Source organism: Phytopseudomonas straminea (genome assembly GCF_900112645.1).
GTDB lineage: Bacteria > Pseudomonadota > Gammaproteobacteria > Pseudomonadales > Pseudomonadaceae > Aquipseudomonas > Aquipseudomonas straminea.
The window spans coordinates 304,405-324,679 of record NZ_FOMO01000001.1; the positions used below are offsets into that span (position 1 = coordinate 304,405).

The 20,275-nt window shown below is 64.3% G+C and carries 16 protein-coding genes; 13 read left to right on the plus strand and 3 right to left on the minus strand.

Going from position 1 to position 20,275, the window contains the following annotated elements; all coding sequences use genetic code 11:
* Positions 1–83: 83 nt before the first annotated feature.
* Positions 84–410, minus strand: coding sequence for a thioredoxin TrxA (trxA, locus tag BM279_RS01350; RefSeq protein WP_013789608.1), 327 nt, complete (start codon positions 408–410; stop codon positions 84–86).
* 255 nt (positions 411–665) lie between these two features.
* On the opposite strand from trxA, the gene ppx reads away from it, so the two are divergent.
* The 8 genes from ppx to BM279_RS01390 all read left to right on the plus strand — a co-directional run bounded on the left by ppx (position 666) and on the right by BM279_RS01390 (position 14,328).
* Complete coding sequence (gene ppx / locus BM279_RS01355; RefSeq protein ID WP_093501197.1) at positions 666–2,171, plus strand: exopolyphosphatase; 1,506 nt, start codon at positions 666–668, stop codon at positions 2,169–2,171.
* A gap of 197 nt (positions 2,172–2,368) precedes the next feature.
* Positions 2,369–4,111 (plus strand): potassium/proton antiporter, encoded by a 1,743-nt coding sequence (locus tag BM279_RS01360; protein ID WP_027908829.1) that lies wholly within the window; start codon positions 2,369–2,371, stop codon positions 4,109–4,111.
* A 135-nt stretch (positions 4,112–4,246) separates the two neighbouring features.
* Entirely contained in the window at positions 4,247–7,600 is a 3,354-nt protein-coding gene (gene mscK / locus BM279_RS01365; RefSeq protein WP_425272658.1) for a mechanosensitive channel MscK, read from the plus strand.
* Entirely contained in the window at positions 7,597–9,060 is a 1,464-nt protein-coding gene (selO, locus tag BM279_RS01370; RefSeq protein ID WP_093500238.1) for a protein adenylyltransferase SelO, read from the plus strand. The genes mscK and selO overlap by 4 nt, the downstream gene beginning before the upstream one ends.
* 90 nt (positions 9,061–9,150) lie before the next feature.
* Complete coding sequence (locus tag BM279_RS01375) at positions 9,151–9,564, plus strand: GFA family protein (RefSeq protein WP_093500240.1); 414 nt, start codon at positions 9,151–9,153, stop codon at positions 9,562–9,564.
* A gap of 70 nt (positions 9,565–9,634) precedes the next feature.
* Entirely contained in the window at positions 9,635–10,099 is a 465-nt protein-coding gene (locus BM279_RS01380; protein ID WP_093500242.1) for a hypothetical protein, read from the plus strand.
* A 70-nt stretch (positions 10,100–10,169) separates the two neighbouring features.
* Complete coding sequence (locus BM279_RS01385) at positions 10,170–12,371, plus strand: OsmC domain/YcaO domain-containing protein (protein ID WP_093500244.1); 2,202 nt, start codon at positions 10,170–10,172, stop codon at positions 12,369–12,371.
* Positions 12,372–12,588: 217 nt separating this feature from the next.
* Positions 12,589–14,328, plus strand: coding sequence for a BCCT family transporter (locus BM279_RS01390; RefSeq protein ID WP_013789597.1), 1,740 nt, complete (start codon positions 12,589–12,591; stop codon positions 14,326–14,328).
* Between the two features lie 156 nt (positions 14,329–14,484).
* Here the strand turns inward: BM279_RS01390 and BM279_RS01395 are convergent, their stop codons facing one another.
* On the minus strand, positions 14,485–15,939 hold the full coding sequence (locus BM279_RS01395; RefSeq protein WP_093500247.1) for an alpha/beta hydrolase: 1,455 nt from the start codon (positions 15,937–15,939) through the stop codon (positions 14,485–14,487).
* Positions 15,940–16,086: 147 nt separating this feature from the next.
* Between BM279_RS01395 and trxC the strand changes: the two genes are divergently transcribed.
* Together trxC and BM279_RS01405 are read left to right on the plus strand one after the other, a co-directional pair.
* Positions 16,087–16,521, plus strand: coding sequence for a thioredoxin TrxC (gene trxC / locus BM279_RS01400; RefSeq protein WP_093500249.1), 435 nt, complete (start codon positions 16,087–16,089; stop codon positions 16,519–16,521).
* 105 nt (positions 16,522–16,626) lie between these two features.
* Positions 16,627–17,424 carry a universal stress protein gene (locus tag BM279_RS01405; protein WP_093500251.1) on the plus strand — a complete coding sequence of 266 codons (798 nt, stop codon included), beginning with the start codon at positions 16,627–16,629 and terminating at the stop codon, positions 17,422–17,424.
* A 100-nt stretch (positions 17,425–17,524) separates the two neighbouring features.
* On the opposite strand, the gene BM279_RS01410 is transcribed toward BM279_RS01405, so the two are convergent.
* Positions 17,525–18,295, minus strand: coding sequence for a ParA family protein (locus BM279_RS01410; RefSeq protein WP_093500253.1), 771 nt, complete (start codon positions 18,293–18,295; stop codon positions 17,525–17,527).
* Between the two features lie 233 nt (positions 18,296–18,528).
* Between BM279_RS01410 and BM279_RS01415 the strand changes: the two genes are divergently transcribed.
* The 3 genes from BM279_RS01415 to BM279_RS01425 are packed head-to-tail and all read left to right on the plus strand — an operon-like array spanning position 18,529 to position 20,265.
* Positions 18,529–19,242, plus strand: a complete 714-nt coding sequence (locus BM279_RS01415) for a beta-ketoacyl synthase chain length factor (RefSeq protein ID WP_093500255.1) — start codon at positions 18,529–18,531, stop codon at positions 19,240–19,242.
* The gene (locus BM279_RS01420) at positions 19,215–20,024 is read left to right on the plus strand and encodes a lysophospholipid acyltransferase family protein (protein WP_208604500.1); all 810 of its coding nucleotides are present in this window, start codon (positions 19,215–19,217) and stop codon (positions 20,022–20,024) included. The genes BM279_RS01415 and BM279_RS01420 overlap by 28 nt, the downstream gene beginning before the upstream one ends.
* Positions 20,005–20,265: a phosphopantetheine-binding protein gene (locus tag BM279_RS01425; RefSeq protein ID WP_013789590.1), complete on the plus strand. Its 261-nt coding sequence runs from the start codon at positions 20,005–20,007 to the stop codon at positions 20,263–20,265. The genes BM279_RS01420 and BM279_RS01425 overlap by 20 nt, the downstream gene beginning before the upstream one ends.
* Positions 20,266–20,275 lie beyond the last annotated feature (10 nt).

Consider the following 20,275-nt stretch of genomic DNA (forward strand, 5'->3'; position numbering starts at 1 on the left):
TCGAATGTAACATCGGCTTTGCGAAGGCGTCTAGCCTCCAGACAGAAAAAAGCCCCGTTGTCTACGGGGCTTTTCGGCGACGCTTACAGGTTGGCGTCGATAAAGGCAGCCAGCTGCGACTTGGACAGGGCGCCGACCTTGGTGGCTTCGACGCTGCCGTTCTTGAACAGCATCAGAGTCGGGATGCCGCGCACGCCGTACTTGGGCGGAGTGTCCTGGTTTTCGTCGATGTTCAGTTTGCAAACCTTCAGTTTGCCCTGGTACTCCTTGGAGATTTCATCCAGCACCGGGGCGATCATTTTGCACGGGCCGCACCATTCGGCCCAGTAGTCGACCAGTACCGGTCCGTCTGCCTGGATGACGTCCTGGTCGAAGCTGGCATCGCTTACATTGGTGATGAATTCACTCATGGGAAGTCTCCGTGTTGGCACGCAATAACGATAAAAGTGGCGGCCATGATAGCCCGGCTCGCGTGTCACAGGAAGGCGCCCGCCATTGAGCTCAGCCATAGAGGCTATCAACGTGGCCGATGGGCATAGCTAGGAATGATCCGCACCAGTAACGCCCTGCGGACAGCCGGCGCAGTGCCAGCACCGCGCGTATGCGTTGGCGTGCGCGGTCTATCGTGGCACGATGGCGGGGTTCTGCCTCGAGACTGATTGATCATGCCGCAAACCCATTCCGAGTCCTTTCCCCTGGTCGCCGCCATCGACCTGGGCTCCAACAGCTTCCACATGGTGCTGGCCAAGGCCGACCATGGCGAGATTCGCATCCTTGAGCGACTCGGCGACAAGGTACAGCTGGCGGCGGGCATCGATGAACAGCGCATGCTCAGCGAGGAAGCCATGCAGCGCGGCCTCGACTGTCTGAGCCGCTTCGCCCAGCTGACCACCAGCCTGCCCCAGGGCGCGGTGCGCATCGTCGGCACCAACGCCCTGCGTGAAGCGCGCAACCGCGCCGAATTCATCCGCCGGGCCGAAGCGCTGCTGGGCCATCAGGTAGAAGTGATTTCCGGGCGCGAGGAAGCACGCCTCATCTATCTGGGCGTTTCCCACACCATCGCCGACACGCCGGGCAAGCGCCTGGTCGCTGACATCGGCGGCGGCAGTACCGAATTCATCATCGGCCAGCGCTTCGAGCCGTTACTGCGCGAAAGCCTGCAGATGGGCTGCGTCAGCTACACCCAGCGCTACTTCAAGGACGGCAAGATCACCCCGGCCCGTTATGCCCAGGCCTACACCGCCGCGCGCCTGGAGATCATGGGCATCGAGCATGCACTGACCCGCCTCGGCTGGCAGGACGCCGTGGGCGCCTCCGGCACTATCAAGGCCATCGGCCTGGCGATCCAGTCGGCGGGGCTGAGCAACAACGGCGAAGTCACCTCCGAGGGCATCGCCTGGCTCAAGCGCAAACTGTTCAAGTACGGCGATGTCGAGCGCATCGACCTGGACGGCGTGAAGCCCGACCGCCGGCCGATCTTCCCGGCCGGTCTGGCGATTCTCGAAGCCATCTTCGATGCCTGCGAGCTGAACCGCATGAGCCATTCCGAAGGCGCGCTGCGCGAGGGCGTGCTCTATGACCTGCTCGGTCGCCACCAGCACGAGGACGTGCGCGAGCGCACCCTGTCGGCGTTCATGGAGCGCTACCACGTCGATCAGGAACAGGCAGCCCGGGTGGAAGCCAAAGCGCTGTCGGCCCTGGACAAGGTCGCCAAGGATTGGGAGCTGACCGACGACTGGCACCGCGAGCTGCTCAGCTGGGCCGCCAAGGTGCACGAAGTCGGCCTGGATATCGCCCACTACCAGTACCACAAGCACGGCGCCTACCTGATCGAACACTCCGACCTGGCCGGTTTCTCCCGCCAGGATCAGCAGATGCTCGCCCTGCTGGTGCGCGGCCACCGCCGCAACATCCCCAAGGAAAAGCTCACCGACTTCGGCGACGAGGGCGTCAAGCTGGTGCGCCTGTGCGTACTGCTGCGCTTCGCGATTCTGTTCCACCACATCCGTGGCAGCCAGAACATGCCCACTGTGCGCCTGAAAGCCGGCCCGTCGAGCCTGGCCATCGAATTCCCGCAGGGCTGGCTGGCCGCCAACCCGCTGACCCAGGCGGATTTCGAAAGCGAAGCCGAGTGGCTCAAGCGCATCGACATGACCCTGACCGTAAGCTGACGGCCGCGCGGGAGTCGGGTGCCCCGTCCGGCGTGACCGACTCCCCCATGCTTCATCTCGTCGCCGAAGCGGCGCACTCACCGCACGAAATCCTGCTAACAAGCTCTATTTCCGGCCTTTGTAACTATTTTTGACAGCGGCGCAGACGTGCAGGCTAGAATCGGGCTCGCCCTTTTTGCCCGTGGAGTCTTGCCCCCTTGGATGCCAGCACCATCAACAGCCTCCTGCTCGTCGGCGCCCTCATGGTCGGCGCGAGCATCATGGTCAGCTCGCTGTCATCGCGTCTTGGCATCCCGATTCTGGTCATCATCCTCGCCGTCGGCATGGTCGCGGGCGTCGACGGTGGCGGCATCATCTTCAACAACTATCCGACCGCTTACCTGGTGGGCAACCTCGCCCTGGCGGTGATTTTGCTCGACGGTGGCGTGCGCACCCGGGTCGGCAGCTTCCGGGTAGCCCTGTGGCCGGCGCTGTCGCTAGCCACGGTCGGCGTGCTGATCACCACGGTGCTGACCGGCATGGTCGCCGCCTGGCTGTTCGACCTGAGCCTGATGCAGGGCCTGCTGATCGGCGCCATCGTCGGCTCCACCGATGCCGCGGCGGTGTTCTCGCTGCTCGGCGGCAAGGGCCTCAACGAACGGGTCAGCGCGACCCTGGAAATCGAATCCGGCAGCAACGACCCGATGGCGGTGTTCCTCACCGTCACGCTGATCGACATGCTCGCCAAGGGCCAGGGCGAGTTTCACCTGAGCTTCCTCGGCCACCTGCTGCAGGAGTTCGGCATCGGCTCGGTGCTGGGCCTGGGTGGCGGCTGGCTGCTGCTGAAGATCATCAACCGCCTGCACCTGGCCGACGGCCTGTACCCGCTGCTGGTGGTCAGTGGCGGCCTGCTGGTGTTTGCCCTGACCAACGCCCTGCACGGCAGCGGCTTTCTGGCTGTTTACCTGTGCGGTCTGGTGCTGGGCAACTGGCCGATCCGCTCGCGCCACGGCATTTTGCACATGCTCGACGGCATGGCCTGGCTGGCGCAGATCGGCATGTTCCTGGTGCTTGGCCTGCTGGTCACCCCCCATGATCTGCTGCCCATCGCCCTGCCGGCTCTGGGCCTGGCGCTGTGGATGATTCTGTTCGCGCGGCCGCTGTCGGTCATGGTCGGGCTGATCCCCTTCCGCGCCTTCCACACCAAGGAGAAGGCGTTCATCGCCTGGGTCGGCCTGCGCGGCGCGGTGCCGATCATTCTCGCCGTGTTCCCGATGATGGCTGGGCTGCCCCACGCCCAGCTGTACTTCAACCTGGCGTTCTTCATCGTGCTGGTCTCCCTGCTACTGCAGGGTGCCAGCCTGCCGTGGGTGGCCAAGGCGCTGAAGGTGACGGTACCGCCGGACCCGGCGCCGATCTCCCGCGCCGGCCTGGAAGTGCACCCGACCAGCCAGTGGGAGCTGTTCATCTACCGTCTGGGCGCGGAAAAGTGGTGCATCGGCGCACCGCTGCGCGACCTGAAGATGCCCGAAGAAACCCGCGTCGCCGCGCTGTTTCGCAATCATCAGTTGCTGCATCCCTCCGGCAGCACGGTGCTGGAGGCTGGTGACATGCTCTGCGTGATCGGCCACGAACACGACCTGCCGGCCCTCGGCAAGCTTTTCAGCCAGGCGCCGCAACGCGGTATGGACCTGCGCTTCTTCGGCGACTTCGTGCTCGAAGGCGATGCCCAGCTGGGCGCCATCGCTGCGCTCTATGGTCTGTCCACCGGCGATGTGGATTCGTCGCTGACCCTGGGCCGCTTCATCAACCAGCAGATCGGCGGCGGGCCGGTGGTGGGTGACCAGGTCGAGTGGCAGGGCCTGACCTGGACGGTCGCCGAGATGGACGGGAACAAGATCCGCAAGGTCGGCGTCAGATTCCCCGAAGGCGTCCGCCCGGGCCCTGGCCTGTCGTTCTGACAGCCGCCCGACAGCGCGCCCAGCAGCGCCCTGCCTACCGGCGGGGCTGATGCGCGGCGGCTTGTGACAGATCGCCGCGCGGGACTTCTCATCAGTCTGTAGACTCAGCAGGACTCCACCCCCGCGATCATGACCATGCACTCTTTCCGTCGTTTGCTTGCCGTTTTCCTGCTGGGCCTGTGCCTGGCCAACTCCCCCGCCTGGGCCGACGCCAACCCGACCGCCGCCGACGTGCAGCGCAGCCTGGATACCCTGGCCGACCGCAAGCTGGCCGAGCCTGAGCTGACCCAGGTGCGGCAGACCCTGGAAAAGACCCTCGGCTCGCTCAACGCCCAGGCCGACAGCCAGCAGAAGCTGGCCGCCCTGCAAAAGCAGCTGGCCCAGGCGCCGCGGCAAACCCAGGATGCCCATCGCGAGCTGGAGAAACTCAAGGCCACCAAGGTGGTGCCCGTGGCGCAGCGCTATGCCGGCACCAGCGTCGCCCAGCTGGAGCAGATTCTCAGCGAGCGCAGCGCGCAGCTCAGCGACTGGCAGAAGCAACTCAACGACGCCAACACCCTGATCGTTACCGCGCAAACGCGCCCGGAGCGCGCCCAGGCGGAAATCAGCAGCAACCAGACCCGTGCCCAGCAGATCAACTCGCAGCTCAAGAACGGTCGCGAGGACGGCAAGCCGCTGAGTGCCGAGCGGGTCAACCAGCTCAAGGCCGAACTCGCCCAGCTCGGCGCCCTGACCCAGCTACGCCGCCAGGAAATGGCCGGCAACAGCGTCATGCAGGATTTGGGCACCGCCCAGCGCGACCTGTTCGACGAGCGCGTCAGGCGCCTGGACGTGGAACTGCAGGAGCTGCAGAACCTGATCAACGAGAAGCGCCGTGATCAGTCCGAACGCACCGTGGCCGAGCAGTCCATGGAAGCCGAGAAGGTCGGTGGCTCCGACAGCCTGCTGGCGCGTGAAAGCGCGATCAACCTCAAGCTCTCCGACTACCTGCTGCGCGGCACCGACCGCCTCAACGAGCTGACCCAGCTCAACCTGCGCACCCAGCAACAGCTCGACACCCTGAACCAGACCGACCAGGCGCTCGACGAGCAGATCAACGTGCTGCAGGGCAGCCTGCTGCTGTCCAAAATCCTCTACAAACAGCGGCAGTCGCTGCCCAAGCTCAAGCTCGACAACGGGCTGGCCGATGAAATCGCCGACATTCGCCTCTACCAGTTCGAACTCAACCAGCAGCGCGAACAGATCTCCAATCCCAGCGCCTACGTCGACAAGCAATTGGCCGCCCAGCCGCCGGAAAGCGTGACGCCGGAGCTGCGCGAGTCCCTGCTGGACCTGATCGATACCCGTCGCGCCCTGCATGATCGCCTGAACCGCGAGCTCAACTCGCTGCTCAACGAATCGATCACCCTGCAGCTCAACCAGAAGCAGCTCAAGGACACCGCCACCGCCCTGCGCGCGACCCTCGACGAGCAGATGTTCTGGATTCCCAGCAACAACCCGCTCAACCTCGAATGGTTCAAGACCGCGCCCGCCCAGCTGCAGCGGCAGATTTCCGAGCTGCCCTGGCTGGACAACATGAGCCAGCTCGGCGCCGGCCTGATCGAACGGCCGCTGCTGTTCCTGCCGCTGCTGCTGGTCATGGGCCTGCTGTTCTACAAGCGCCATTACCTGAGCCAGAAACTCACCGACCTGCACAAGGACATCGGCCACTTCAAGCGTGACAGCCAGCTGCACACGCCGGTGGCGATCCTTCTCAACGTGCTGCTGGCGCTGCCTGGCTCGCTGTTCCTGGCATTGTGCGGCTTCGCCCTGCAGATGGACGCCCGCGGCCTGAACGTCAACCTCGGCTCGGCCTTCCTTGGCATGGCCCAGGCCTGGCTGGTGTTCTACACCGTGTACCGGATCTTCACCCCGGGCGGCGTGGCCGAGCTGCATTTCCATTGGGCGCGCGCCCACGTCGCCTACCTGCACCGGCAGATCCGCTGGCTGGGCGTGGTGGTCATGGCCCTGGTGGCGGTGGTCACCGTCGCCGAATTCCAGCCGTCGAGCCTGTCCGACGACGTGATCGGCATCGCCGTGGTGCTGACCTGCTACGGCCTGATGATCTGGCTGCTGCAAAAACTGCTGCTGCGCGGCCCCGCGCGGGAAAACGCCTCGACCTTCCGCATGTTCATCGGCGTGCTGTTCAGCATGCTGCCCCTGGGCCTGTTTCTGGCGGTGTGCTTCGGCTACTACTACACCGCCCTGAAACTCAGCGACCGGCTGATCGACACCCTCTACCTCTTGCTGATCTGGCTGGTGGTCGAGGCCATGTTCGTGCGTGGCCTGGCCGTCGCCGCTCGGCGCCTGGCCTACCAGCGCGCGGTCAGCAAACGCGAGGCGCAGACCACCGAGGATGGCGAAGGCACCGAGATCCAGCTCGACATGCCGACGCTGGACATCGAGCAGGTCAACCAGCAGTCCCTGCGCCTGATCCGCCTGACCCTGCTGGGCAGCTTCATCGCCGCCATGTACTGGGTGTGGGCCGACCTGATCTCGGTATTCGCCTACCTGGACAACATCACCCTCTACGAATACAACAGCAGCACCGTGGCCGGGGCTGGCAGCGCTTCTTCGCTGGTGCCAATCAGCCTGCTCGATGCGCTCTATGCGCTGATCATCGCCGCCATCACCCTGGCCCTTGGCCGCAACCTGCCGGGCCTGCTGGAAGTGCTGGTGCTGTCGCGTCTGCGCCTGGCCCAGGGCAGCGCGTACGCCACCACCACACTGCTGTCCTACGTGATCTTCGGCACCGGCATCGTGGTCACCCTGTCGACCCTCGGGGTGAGCTGGAACAAGCTGCAATGGCTGGTCGCCGCGCTGTCGGTAGGTATCGGTTTCGGCATGCAGGAGATCTTCGCCAACTTCATCTCCGGCCTGATCATCCTGTTCGAGCGCCCGGTGCGCATCGGCGACCTGGTGACCATCGGCACCGTGACCGGCACGGTAAAACGCATCCACATCCGCGCCACCCACATCATCGACAGTGATCGCAAGGAAGTGATCGTACCGAACAAGACGTTCGTCACCAGCCAGTTGATCAACTGGACCCTGACCGATACCGTGACCCGCATCGTGCTGACCTTCAAGGTCAACCGCGGCGCCGATCTGGAGAAAGTGCGCACCCTGCTGCTGCAGGCCGCCCAGGAAAACTCCCGGGTGATGCGCGACCCGGCGCCGACCGCCCAGCTCAGCCTGTACGCACCGGACGGCCTGACCCACGAGCTGAAGATCTACGTCAAGGAACTGGGTGACCGCGGCGTCGCCACCGACGAGCTCAACCGCCGCGTCGACCAGCTGTTCGCCGACAACGACATCAACCTGTCCAGTACACCGAAGATGGACATCGTGCTCAGCCGCGCCGCCGCGCCCCACGACACGCTCAAGCTCGACGACCAGCAACTGGCGAGCGCCGAGCAAGCCGAGAACAAAGACGAGGCCAAACCGTGAAAACCCTCGACACCCTGACCTTCGACAATCGCTTCGCCGGCCTGGGTGACGGATTTTCCACGCACATACTGCCCGAGCCCATCGCCGAGCCGCGCCTGGTGGTAGTCAGCGACAGTGCCCTGGCCCTGCTCGACCTCGACCCGCGCGAAGCGCAGCGCGAGGTGTTCGCCGAACTGTTCTCCGGCAACCAGCTGTGGAGCGACGCCGAGCCGCGCGCCATGGTCTATTCCGGCCACCAGTTCGGCGGCTACTCGCCACGCCTCGGTGATGGCCGCGGCCTGCTGCTCGGCGAAGTACTCAACGATGCCGGCGAGCACTGGGATTTGCACCTCAAGGGCGCCGGCATGACGCCCTACTCGCGCATGGGCGATGGCCGTGCCGTACTGCGCTCGTCGATTCGCGAATTTCTCGCCAGCGAAGCGCTGCATGCCCTCGGTATTCCCAGCTCGCGAGCCCTGTGCGTGACCGGATCGAGCACGCCGGTGTGGCGCGAAAAGCAGGAAACCGCCGCCATGCTGGTGCGCCTGGCGCCCAACCATATCCGCTTCGGCCACTTCGAATACTTCTATTACACGCGCCAGCACGAGCAGCTCAAACAACTCGCCGACTATGTGATCGAGCACCATTACCCGGCCTGCCTCGAACAGCCGCAGCCCTACGCCGCGCTGCTCAAGGCGGTGCTGGAACGCACCGCGGAGATGATCGCCTGGTGGCAAGCCTACGGCTTCTGCCACGGGGTAATGAACACCGACAACATGTCGATCCTCGGCATCACCTTCGACTTCGGCCCCTACGCCTTTCTCGACGACTTCGACGCCAAGCACATCTGCAACCACTCCGACGACACCGGCCGCTACAGTTTCAGCAACCAGGTGCCCATCGCCCACTGGAACCTCTCGGCCCTCGCCCAGGCGCTGACGCCCCTGGTGGAAGTCGACACCCTGCGCGAAACCCTCGAGCTGTTCCTGCCGATCTACCAGGCGCACTATCACGACCTGATGCGCAAACGCCTGGGCTTCACGACGGCTGAAGATGGCGATGAAGAACTGATCCAGCGCCTGCTGACCCTGATGCAGGCCGGCACGGCCACCGACTACTCGCTGTTCTTCCGCCATCTGGGTGACCAGGCGCCAGCCGAAGCACTGAAGGTGGTGCGCAACGACTTCGTCGACCTCAACGGCTTCGACACCTGGGCCGCCGACTACCTGGCCCGCGTGCAACGCGAAGGCTTCGAGCGAGCCGAACGCCAGGCCCGTATGCACGCCGTCAACCCGCTCTACGTGCTACGCAACTACCTGGCCCAGGAAGCTATCGCCGCCGCTGAATCGGGCGACTACGAGCCGGTGCGCGAACTGCATCAGGTGCTGACCCGTCCCTTCGAGGAACAGTCGGGCAAACAGCATTACGCGCAGCGGCCACCGGACTGGGGCAAGCATCTGGAGATCAGCTGTTCGTCGTGAGTTCGGATAACGCAGCTCAGCATGTCCTTTCCATGCTCACCCGCTAATAAAGCAGACTCGACTCCTCGCATCAGCCCACAGGTGATCACCATGAAAGTCCACGGTAGCTGCCACTGCGACGCCATTGCATTCGTCGCAGAAACGGACCCGCAACTGACCAGCGTTTGCCATTGCCACGACTGTCAGAAGCTCACCGGCACAGCATTCCGGGTGTCGACGCCGGCGCTGCCCGGTACGTTCTCACTGCTGCGCGGTAGGCCCAAGGTATACGTGAAGGTGGCGCAAAGCGGTTCGCGCCGTGCTCAGGCATTCTGCGGCGACTGTGGCTCGCAGCTGTTCACCTACGATGCCGACAACCCAACGGCCTATGGCCTGCGCGTAGGTGTGCTGGCCGAATCGCAGCAACTGCAGCCGACCTGGCAAAAGTGGTGCGAAGCGGCGCTGCCTTGGGTGCAGGATCTGTCGGCGCTGGACAGAGCGCCGCGCAACGATCGCGTGCGCTGAGCCCGCGTTTGCCGAACAGCGAGACCAGACAAGATCTCTACTTAGCCACCTATTGCAGCAGGCCGACCCCATGCAACCCCATCAACTCATCCTGTTCGCCGACTACCACCAGTTCTACCTGCAGGACGAAGCGGCCTCTGGCGACCTGTCCAAAGCCTGGAGCCCGGAGGCCGTCGAACGGATGCTGGCCGTGGCCAATGGCGTCGTGGGTATCGGTACGTTGCGCAATATGGACGTTGGCGTGACGCTCGAAATTCTTGCCGAACCGCCAAGCGCCGATACCAACGGCTTCGATCATGTCGTCGAGGGATCGCTCGACGCGCGCTGCGGCACCCTGGTGGTCGCCGGCTGTACGGATTATTTCCCGGACGCAGCGCGCTTCGCCCTCGCACCTGGCTCCTACCGGGTTCGGCTGTCGATTTCCGGCGCCGATACGCTTTCCGAGGACGGGCTCGAGGGAGAGGATCACTACTTGGTGCAGCTCTGGCCTGCGCCGGCTGGTGCGACCGTCGTGCTCAAGCAAGGCGCATTCTGACCGACGGCAAGACTTCCGGGCGAAAACCCGGATAATGCCGGCCATTCGTTTTGCTTGCCGGTGCCGCTCCATGGAAATCAAGGTCAACTTTCTCGACAACCTTCGCCTCGAAGCCAAGTTCGATGACTTCACGGTGATCGCCGATCAGCCAATCCGCTACAAGGGCGATGGCTCGGCGCCGGGGCCATTCGACTATTTCCTGGCCTCCTCGGCGCTGTGCGCGGCGTACTTCGTCAAGCTGTACTGCCAGACGCGGGACATTCCCACCGAGAACATCCGCCTGTCGCAGAACAACATCGTCGACCCGGAAAACCGCTACGCGCAGATATTCAAGATCCAGGTCGAGCTGCCGGCGGACATTTCCGAGAAGGATCGCCTGGGGATTCTGCGCTCCATCGACCGCTGCACGGTGAAGAAGGTGGTGCAGCAGGGCCCCGAGTTCATCATCGAGGAAGTGGAAAACCTCGACGCCGATGCCCAGGCGCTGCTGATGCCGGTTAGCGATACCACCACCTATATCCCGGGCAAGGACCTGCCGCTGGAGCAGACCATCGCCAACATGTCGGGCATCCTCGCGGATTTCGGGATGAAGATCGAGATCGCCTCCTGGCGCAATATCGTGCCCAACGTCTGGTCGCTGCATATCCGCGATGCCCAGTCGAACCTGTGCTTCACCAACGGCAAGGGGGCGACCAAGGAAAGCGCCCTGGCCTCGGCGCTGGGCGAGTTCATCGAGCGGCTGAACTGCAACTTCTTCTACAACGACCAGTTCTGGGGCGAGGACATCGCCGCCGCTGAGTTCGTCCATTACCCCAACGAGCGCTGGTTCAAGCCAGGCCCGAAGGACGCGCTGCCCGAGGAGATCCTCGACGAGCATTGCCTGGCCATCTACAACCCGGACGGCGAGCTGCGCGGCTCGCACCTGTACGACACCAACTCGGGCAACACCCTGCGCGGCATCTGCTCGCTGCCGTTCGTGCGCAGGAGCGATGGTGAGACGGTGTACTTTCCGTCCAACCTGATCGAGAACCTGTACCTGTCCAACGGCATGAGCGCCGGCAATACCCTGGCCGAAGCTCAGGTGCAGTGCCTGTCGGAAATCTTCGAGCGGGCGGTCAAACGCGAGATCCTCGAAGGCGAGTTGTGTCTGCCGGACGTGCCACCGGAGGTGCTGGCCAAGTACCCGGGCATCGTCGCTGGCATCCAGGGCCTGGAGGAGCAAGGCTTCCCGGTGCTGGTGAAGGACGCTTCGCTGGGCGGTGAGTTTCCGGTGATGTGCGTGACGCTGATGAACCCGCGCACCGGCGGCGTGTTCGCCTCCTTCGGCGCGCACCCGAGCCTGGAAGTGGCCCTGGAGCGGAGCCTCACCGAACTGCTGCAGGGCCGCAGCTTCGAAGGCCTCAACGACCTGCCGCAGCCGACCTTCGACAGCCTGGCGCTGACCGAGCCGAACAACTTCGTCGAGCACTTCATCGACTCCAGCGGCGTTGTGTCGTGGCGCTTCTTCGGCGCCACGCCGGACTTCGAATTCGTCGAGTGGGACTTCTCCGGCGAGGGTGCAGATTCCAATGAACAGGAAGCCGCGACCCTGTTCGGCATCCTCGAAGACATGGGCAAGGAGGTCTACGTCGCCACCTATGACGACCTCGGCGCCAACGCCTGCCGCATCCTGGTGCCGGGCTACTCGGAGATCTACCCGGTCGAGGATCTGGTCTGGGACAACACCAACAAGGCGCTGCTGTTTCGCAAGGACATCCTCAACCTGCATGCCCTGAGCGACCGCGAACTCAAGTCGCTGCTGCGCAACCTCAACAACGCCGAGGTCGACGACTACACCGATATCACTACGCTGATCGGCGTCGAATTCGACGACAACACGGTGTGGGGCCAGCTGACCATTCTCGAGCTGAAGCTGTTGATCAACCTGGCGCTGAAGAAATACGACGACGCCAAGGAACTGGTCGAGGCCTTCCTGCAGTACAACGACAATACCGTCGAACGCGGCCTGTTCTATCAGGCGGTCAACGCCGTGCTGGAGATCCAGCTGGACGACGAGCTGGAGCTGGCCAACTTCGAGCACAACCTGCGGCGCATGTTCGGTAGCGAGCGCATGGACGCGGTGATTGGCTCGGTAGATGGCAGCGTGCGCTTCCACGGCCTGACACCGACCAGCATGCAGCTGGAGGGCCTGGACAAGCACCTGCGCCTGATCGAAAGCTACAAGAAACTGCACGCCGCCCGTGCCAGAGCCGCCGGCCTGGCCGGTCAATAAGCCAGCCACAAGCGTCAACGGGAAAGCACCTTCGGGTGCTTTCCGCGTTTTTGCGCCGGGAAAACGTCGCTACGAGAACGGCGCGGGGCGTTACCAGACAGAGAAATCGAGTAGCGCATCCGCATCATCGTCGACGCACCGTGCACGCGACGAGCCAGGGAATGCGCCCATTTGCGTGAGCAGATCAACAAGAACCCATAGAGGGCACGCAGCGACCATGGCAACCCAAGACAAGGTTGAAACACCCGAACTCGGCATCACCGACCCGTCGCAAACCGAGGAAGCCAGGCGCGACCGCTATCTGGAAGGCAAGCTGGACTGGGTGGTGTTCGGCTTCACCAGCCTGCTGGCCCTGGCCTTCGTGGCCTGGGGCTTTCTCAACCAGACCAGCCTGGCGAAAAACGCCGCCACGGCGCAGAGCTGGGTGATCGTCAATTTCGGCTGGTTCTTCGTGCTCACCTCGACCATCTTCGTGGTCTTCGTGCTGTGGCTGGCCGCCAGCCGTTACGGGCGAATTCCCCTGGGCAAGGATGGCGAAGCACCGGAATTTCGCACCACCTCGTGGATCGCCATGATGTTCAGCGCCGGCATGGGTATCGGCCTGATGTTCTTTGGCGTCGCCGAGCCGCTGTCACATTACGTGAGCCCGCCGCCAGGCACCGCCGAGGCGCAGACCAACGGCGCCATGCAGATCGCCATGGCCACCACGCTGTTCCACTGGAGCCTGCACCCCTGGGCGATGTACGCCATCGTCGGCCTGGCGATCGCCTACGGCACCTTTCGCCGCGGCCGCTCGCAGCTGATTTCCGCCGCCTTCCGGCCACTGATGGGCGAGCACGCCAACGGCCCGGTCGGCCGCGCCATCGACATGATGGCGATCTTCGCGACGCTGTTCGGGTCGGCCGCCTCCTTGGGCCTCGGCGCCCTGCAGATCGCCGGCGGGCTGGAGTACAACGGCTGGGTGGAGCAGCCCGGCAAGCTGTTCTACGTCGGCCTGATCACCCTGCTGACCATCGCCTTCGTGGCCTCGGCGGTATCCGGCATCGACAAGGGCATCCAGTGGCTGTCCAACACCAACATGGCGCTGGCCCTGCTGCTGGCCGCCTTCGTGTTCATCGCCGGGCCGACCCTGTTGATGCTCAACCTGTTGCCCACCGCCCTGGGCGACTACATCGCCATGCTGCCGGAGATGATGGCGCGCACCAACGCCAGCGGCGGCGACAGCATGGACAACTGGCTGTCCAGCTGGACGGTGTTCTACTGGGCCTGGTGGATTTCCTGGACGCCGTTCGTGGGCATGTTCATCGCCCGCATCAGCCGCGGCCGCACCATCCGCCAGTTCGTCACCGGCGTGCTGCTGGTGCCGAGCCTGGTCAGCCTGGTGTGGTTCGTGATCTTCGGCGCCGCCGGCATCGATGCGCTGCGCGAAGGCGTGTTCACCCTGAGCAACGGCGCGGTGGACAGCAACATCGCCCTCTACGAGCTGCTGGAAAGCTACCCCTTCATCTCCGTCACCTCGGTGCTGGTGATGATCCTGGTGGGCATCTTTTTCGTCTCCGGCGCCGACGCGGCGTCGCTGGTGATGGGCACGCTGTCCGAGCACGGCACCACCGAACCGTCACGCGGCACCATGATCTTCTGGGGTGCGCTGACCGGCGCGGTGGCCGCGATCATGCTGGCCATTGGCGACCCACGCGATCCGGGCGCGGCACTGACCGGCCTGCAGAACCTGACCATCGTGGTGGCGCTGCCCTTCGTGGTGGTGATGGCCCTGCTGTGCATCGCCCTGTACCGCGACCTGCGCAAGGACCCGATGATGCTGCGCGACCAGCGCGGCAGCGAGCTGATCGAGAAGGCCGTGCTCTACGGCGCGGTGAAGCACGGCGAAGAGTTCTACTTCGTGGTCAAGGAGAAGAAGGACAAGGGTGATGCGGCTGAGGGGCAGCCGAGTGTTTGAGATGATCGCTTGCAGCCAGAGGCTTGAGAGTAACCGACTCTAGTAAGGCCGGCACGTTACCTGTGGGAGCGGGCGGGGACGCCTAGCCCATGCCCGCGAATTCGCAGGCATGGCCCGCTCCCACAGATAGCTGCCGATCCCTGCCTCTGGGTCCAGCTATTGCTCTTGCAATCCCCCATGCTCCCGTAGCCGCTCGATCATGTACGGGTAGAAGGGATTCGAGGTCACCCGCTGCAGCGCCTCCATGCTCACCAGCAGCACACCGCGCTCGCCGCGCACCGACAGCGCACCGAGGTGAACGCCGTAATCCTCCGGCTCGTCCGGCTGCAGCCCGTACAGCGAATCGCTGACTGGAAACGGCAGGGCGACATGGGACAGCGAGAACACCTCACGCGGAAACGCCAGGCCGAGGGGTGTGACACGCTCTTCGCTGGCTCCGCCCTCGGTGATGCGCGCCGCAGCGTCCAGGGTTTGCGGCGAGAGGTTGCCGATCAGCGTGGTGCGATAGCGCCGTGGCGCCACCGGCAGCAGATCGCCTGGCGACTTGGCGTGGGCGCCAAGCAACGGCCCGAAATCGACGTAACGGTTGAGGTCGAACAGCACCAGCTCGCTGCCATTGGCCGGCAGGTGCCCGTACAAGGCATCGACCACCGCTGGCGTGCTGACGGTGTAATCGACCAGCGACTGGAAGGTCAGCACCGGCGCCAGCTCGCCCAGCGCTCCGCGACCGTCGAGCACGGCGAGCTGCTCCTGCAGGGCAGTGGTGAACAGGTACGACTGGCGCGCCGCATTGAGCGGGAAGGAGTTGTACTTGAACGGGTTGTACTCGGGCAGCACGTCCAGCCAGGCCGCCTTGGCGAACGCCGGGAACACCGCCGGCAGCCCGGCCAGACCGGCGAAGCGGGCGTAACCGGCGACGCCGATCATCGGTGAAATCAGGGTCAGGCGCGTCGGCCGCGGCAATTCCTGGTTGCCCAGGGCGTCGAGTGCATACTTGAGGGCCATCCCGCCGCCGGCGGAATAGCCCACCAGTTGCAGCTCGTCGCCTGGCTCGATCAGACGCTGCGCCTCGCGCACCGCCAGGCGGGTGGCGGCGAGCCAGTCCTGCCAGGTTACTCGGGTCAGCGCGCCCGGCGTGGTGCCATGCCCAGGCAGGCGCAGGCCGACCACCACGAAGCCGGCGTCACGATAGACGCCTGCGATATGCCGCAGGCTGTAGGGCGAATCGGTCAGGCCGTGCAGCATCACTGCGGCGCCTTTGGGCTTGCCGTCCGGCTCCAGCACGTAGGAGCGGTTCCAGTCCCATTCGAAGCGCGAGGCATTGAGCGGGCTGTCGACGAAGTAGCGGTTGTCCGGCACGCGCTCGGCATCGTCCAGGCGCTGGTAGACATTGCCGGGCAGCGCCGCGAACAACGCCTGCTCGGCAAGCAGATAATCCTGCCAGCTGGCGGCATCCAGCTCGTCGGCGCTCAGCTCACGCGGCACGAAGGTATGCCAGGGGCCGAGGTCGGGTTTGTTGTGGGCGTCGTAGATGCGCAGGGCGAAAAAGGTCAGGGCGATCACCGCCACCACCAGGCTGCCCAGACGCACCCACTTCTTCACCGCCTTCATGCTTAGCTCTCCACCGGCCGCCGCAAACGGCCCATCATAGCGCTCGCCCGGCAAAAGCGCTGGCATCGTCCGCCAGTCTGCGCGTCTTGCGATGGCACGCCACAGTCCATAGGCTTTCGGCCGATATTCTTCTGTTCGGAGCCCGTCATGAGCGACTCAGCGATCATCCCCTGCCCCAGCTGCAGCAGCCTCAACCGCATTCCCACCGCGCGCCTGGGTGAGGCGCCGCGCTGCGGCCACTGCAAGGCCGAGGTGTTGCCGGGCTCGCCGTTCGACCTCAATCAGGGCAACTTCGCCAACCAATTGAAGGGCGACCTGCCGCTGCTGGTGGATGTCTGGGCCGCCTGGTGCGGGCCGTGCCGCAGCTTCGCACCGACCTTCGCACAGGCGGCCAGCGAGCTGCGTACCCGTTGCCGGCTGGGCAAGCTGGACAGCGAAGCCAATCAGCAACTGTCCGCGCAGTTGGGTATCCGCTCGATTCCCAGCCTGATTCTGTTTCGTAAGGGTCAGGAAGTCGCCCGGCAAAGCGGCGCCCTGCCCGTGCCGCAACTGCTTGCCTGGCTGAACAGCCAGGGCGTTTGAAGGGTGCTGCGCTGACACCTGACCTTGCCACCGGTCAAAAAGCCGACTAATCCAAGGAGGGATCATTCAGGCGCAACGCCGGATGACTGTACGGTGGGAGGCGCCATGTTCAAGCACATTCTGATCGCCCATGACCTGCGCAGCACCGCCGACCTGGCGCTGCGCCGCGCGGCGCAACTGGCGGAGCAGCATGGCGCACGCCTGAGCGTGCTGCACGTGCTCGACCCGACCCAGAGCGAGCAGACCCACGACCATGCACGCCAAACGCTGGACGCCAGCATCAGCCAATACGCCCCGCCCGGCAGCGAATTAAAGTTGCGCAGCGGCAAGCCGTCGGAGGTGGTGCTGCAGCATCTACGGGAAAACGGTCACGACCTGCTGGTGCTCGGTGGCCATCTGGAGCGCCACGAATTCTTTTCCGGCACCAGCCTGGACCGCATCGCCCGCAACTGCCCGGTGCCGTTGCTGCTGGTCGCCCATCCAAGCCCCGGCCCCTATAAGCAGGCCTTGGCCGCCATCGACTTTTCCCTGTGTGCCTGCAGCGCCCTGGCCGGCGCCTACGGGCTGCTGGCGGAGAGCGCCGAGCTGCACGCCGTGCACGTGTTCGATCCGGGCAAGGCCAGCGGTGAGCAGGCCGACAGCCAGTTGCAGATCCAGCAGGCGCTGATCGCCCAATTGTTGGAGGATGAAGCCCGCCTGTTGCCGCCGTCCGGCCCGAGCATCAGTCATGCGGTGCACCAGGGCGGCATCCTGCGTTGTCTGCAGGAACAGCTCAGGGCGCGTAACAGCGACCTGCTGGTACTCGGCAGCCACGGTCGCGGCGCTCTCAGCCAGGCACTGCTCGGCAGCCTGGCCCAGCATTTCCTGCACAAGGCGCCGTGCGACGTGTTCGTGGTGCGCTAGTAACGAACCCGGGTATCGCTACGCTCAACACCGGGCTACAGAAGGAATAAGGCCGTAGCCTGCGGTTGAGCGAAGCGATACCCAGGACAGCCCGCCCCGATTAGCCGCGCTGCAGCAAGTCGTGCAGCTCGACATACTGCTGGGTCAGCTTGTGGCGCGGGTCGAGGTAGATCAGCGGCGTGCAGGCCTGGTGGGATTCACGCATCTTCACCGAACTCATCAGGTTGACCGGCAACACCGGCAGGCCTTCTTGCACCAGCTCGTCGAGCAGTTGCTGCGGCAGCGAGGCGCGGGGCTGGAACTGGTTGACCACGATGCCCTCGACCTGCAGCTCCTCGTTGTGATCCTCCTTCAACTCCTCGATCTCGCGCAGCAGCCCGTACAACGCGTTGCGGGAAAAGGTGTCGCAATCGAAGGGAATCAGCACACGATCCGCGGCGATCAATGCGGAAACCGTGTAGAAGTTCAGCGCCGGCGGGGTATCCAGGTAGATCTGCTCGTAGTCCTCGGACAATTCCTCGAGCAGTTTGCGCAGCTTGTTGATCTTGTGCTTCTGCTCAAGCTTTGGCTGCAGCTCGGCCAGCTCGGGCGTTGCGGTTATCACGTGCAGGTTCTCGAAGGGCGTTTCGTAGATATCCACCTTGCCCTTCTTGGCGAACGGCCCGCTGGACAGCGTCTGCTTGAAGAAATCGGCGATGCCCATGGGAATCTCGTCGCCGGTCAGGCCTGTGAGGTAATGGGACGAATTGGCCTGGGCATCGAGATCGACCAGCAACGTTCGGTACCCTTGTGACGCACTGACCGCGGCCAGATTGCAGGCAATGCTGGATTTGCCCACGCCACCTTTCTGATTGAACACCACACGCCTCATCCGAACCTCCCCTATGACTAGTACATAGATACTAGGCAAAACTTGATGACATTCACGGGAAACAAGCGAAACGGGTCATCCATCAGAAAATCGCTACTTAATGTTTGCGGGGTCTTGCCAAGCCCCGGATAATGGCCGGCGCAGCATCGCTACCCATCGACAAGGCTCTTGTCGCACAGGACAGTCGCACAGACAAGGAAATGCCCGGCGGGCCAAGCAGAGTTTCTTCAGAAATGCAGTTCAGGATCGATCAATGGCGTGCCTGGGCCCCCGGCCTGGACAGTACGGATGACTGGCTCGCCTGGAGCAAGGCGCCCGAACGCCTTGCCGATGGTGCTGAACAGCCCGATGTCGGCTTTCTGCCCGCTCTGCAGCGCCGCCGCCTGAGCCGCCTGGCGCGCATGGTGTTCCAGGTCGCCTGGCCGCTGGCCGAAGGACATTCCGCGCTACCGCTGGTATTTGCCTCGCGACACGGCGAAACCCCGCGCAACCTGGCCATTCTCAAGGACCTTGCGGTTAAAGAGCCGCTGTCGCCGACACAGTTCAGCCTTTCTGTGCACAACGCGATCATCGGTCAGTGGTCGATCATGCGCGGCGACACCAGCGAGATGACCGCCCTGGCCGGCGAAGGCGATGGTCTGGAAATGGCCATGCTCGAGGCCCTGAGCCTGCTGGCCGAGGGTGCACCGGCGGTTTTGCTGGTGATCGGCGAAGAAGCCCAGCCAGAGCCCTATGCGCCGTTCATCGACGATGTCCCGTTCCCTTACGCCCTGGCCTTGCTGCTCAAACCCGGCGACGACTGGCGCCTGGCACTGCACAACGCCAGCGGCCCGCACAGTGGATGGCCACACCCTCTGAGCCTGATCCAGTGCCTGAGTACAGACGGCACCTCCCTTCAACACACCTGGAAAGAGCGCCAATGGACCTGGTCACGCCAAAGCCTGTGAAGCACTACAGCCCGCCCTATTGGTGGCGACTGATCGCCACGGCGGCCAGCTTCACGCTGTTCGGCATCGGCGGCGTGCTGCTGCGCATTCTGGTGTTCCCGGTATTGTCCCTGCTGCCTGGCGACGCCGCCGCTCACCAGCGCCGCGCCCGCCGGGTGGTCAGCCTGACCTTTCGCACCTTCGTCGAATTCATGTACCGCAGCGGCGTGCTCACCTATGAAGTCGAAGGCGCCGAGCGCCTGGGCCGCCCAGGGCAGATGATCATCGCCAACCACCCCTCGCTGATCGACGTGGTGGTGACCATCGCCTTCACCCGCGACACCAACTGCGTGGTCAAGCAGAGCCTGTGGAACAACCCCTGCATGCGTGGGCCGATCCGCTCGGCCGGCTACATCAGCAACAGCGGCAGCATGGACATGCTCGACGAAGCCGCCGGCGCACTGCAGCAAGGCCAGACCCTGGTGATCTTCCCGGAAGGCACGCGCACCACGCCCGGCCAGCCGCCGGAATTTCACCGCGGCGCCGCGGCCATCGCCCTGCGCGGCGCGCGAATCATTACCCCGGTGGTGATCAGCGTCTCGCCTACCACCCTGACCAAGGCCGAGCCCTGGTACCGGATTCCCGAGCGGCGCTTCCACATCCGCCTGCGCGTCGGCGAAGACATCGACCCGGCGCACTTCGCCGCCATGGGCGCGGCGCCAGTCGCGTCGCGCAAACTCAACGATCATCTGCATCAGCATTTCATACAGGAGCTCGCCAAAGATGAGCGCTCTACAGCTTGAGATCAAAAACCTGATCATCGACTCCCTCGGCCTGGAGGATGTCACCCCTCAGGACATCGACGACGACATGACCCTGTTCGGCGAAGGCCTGGGCCTGGACTCGGTCGACGCCCTTGAGCTCGGCCTGGCCATCCAGAAGCGTTTCGGCATCAAGATCGACGCCGAAGCCAAGGACACCCGCACCCATTTCGCCAACGTGGCCAGCCTGGCAGCCTTCGTTGCCAGCCGCCAGGCAGCTTGAGGACGATGAC

Coding starts and splice junctions, on each gene's coding strand:
- BM279_RS01385 (WP_093500244.1), top strand. CDS start 10,170: ATGGAAATCAAGGTCAACTTTCTCGACAACCTTCGCCTCGAAGCCAAG.
- BM279_RS01420 (WP_208604500.1), top strand. CDS start 19,215: ATGGACCTGGTCACGCCAAAGCCTGTGAAGCACTACAGCCCGCCCTAT.
- BM279_RS01375 (WP_093500240.1), top strand. CDS start 9,151: ATGAAAGTCCACGGTAGCTGCCACTGCGACGCCATTGCATTCGTCGCA.
- ppx (WP_093501197.1), top strand. CDS start 666: ATGCCGCAAACCCATTCCGAGTCCTTTCCCCTGGTCGCCGCCATCGAC.
- BM279_RS01395 (WP_093500247.1), bottom strand. CDS start 15,939: ATGAAGGCGGTGAAGAAGTGGGTGCGTCTGGGCAGCCTGGTGGTGGCG.
- BM279_RS01410 (WP_093500253.1), bottom strand. CDS start 18,295: ATGAGGCGTGTGGTGTTCAATCAGAAAGGTGGCGTGGGCAAATCCAGC.
- BM279_RS01415 (WP_093500255.1), top strand. CDS start 18,529: ATGCAGTTCAGGATCGATCAATGGCGTGCCTGGGCCCCCGGCCTGGAC.
- BM279_RS01390 (WP_013789597.1), top strand. CDS start 12,589: ATGGCAACCCAAGACAAGGTTGAAACACCCGAACTCGGCATCACCGAC.
- BM279_RS01405 (WP_093500251.1), top strand. CDS start 16,627: ATGTTCAAGCACATTCTGATCGCCCATGACCTGCGCAGCACCGCCGAC.
- trxA (WP_013789608.1), bottom strand. CDS start 410: ATGAGTGAATTCATCACCAATGTAAGCGATGCCAGCTTCGACCAGGAC.
- BM279_RS01425 (WP_013789590.1), top strand. CDS start 20,005: ATGAGCGCTCTACAGCTTGAGATCAAAAACCTGATCATCGACTCCCTC.
- mscK (WP_425272658.1), top strand. CDS start 4,247: ATGCACTCTTTCCGTCGTTTGCTTGCCGTTTTCCTGCTGGGCCTGTGC.
- BM279_RS01380 (WP_093500242.1), top strand. CDS start 9,635: ATGCAACCCCATCAACTCATCCTGTTCGCCGACTACCACCAGTTCTAC.
- trxC (WP_093500249.1), top strand. CDS start 16,087: ATGAGCGACTCAGCGATCATCCCCTGCCCCAGCTGCAGCAGCCTCAAC.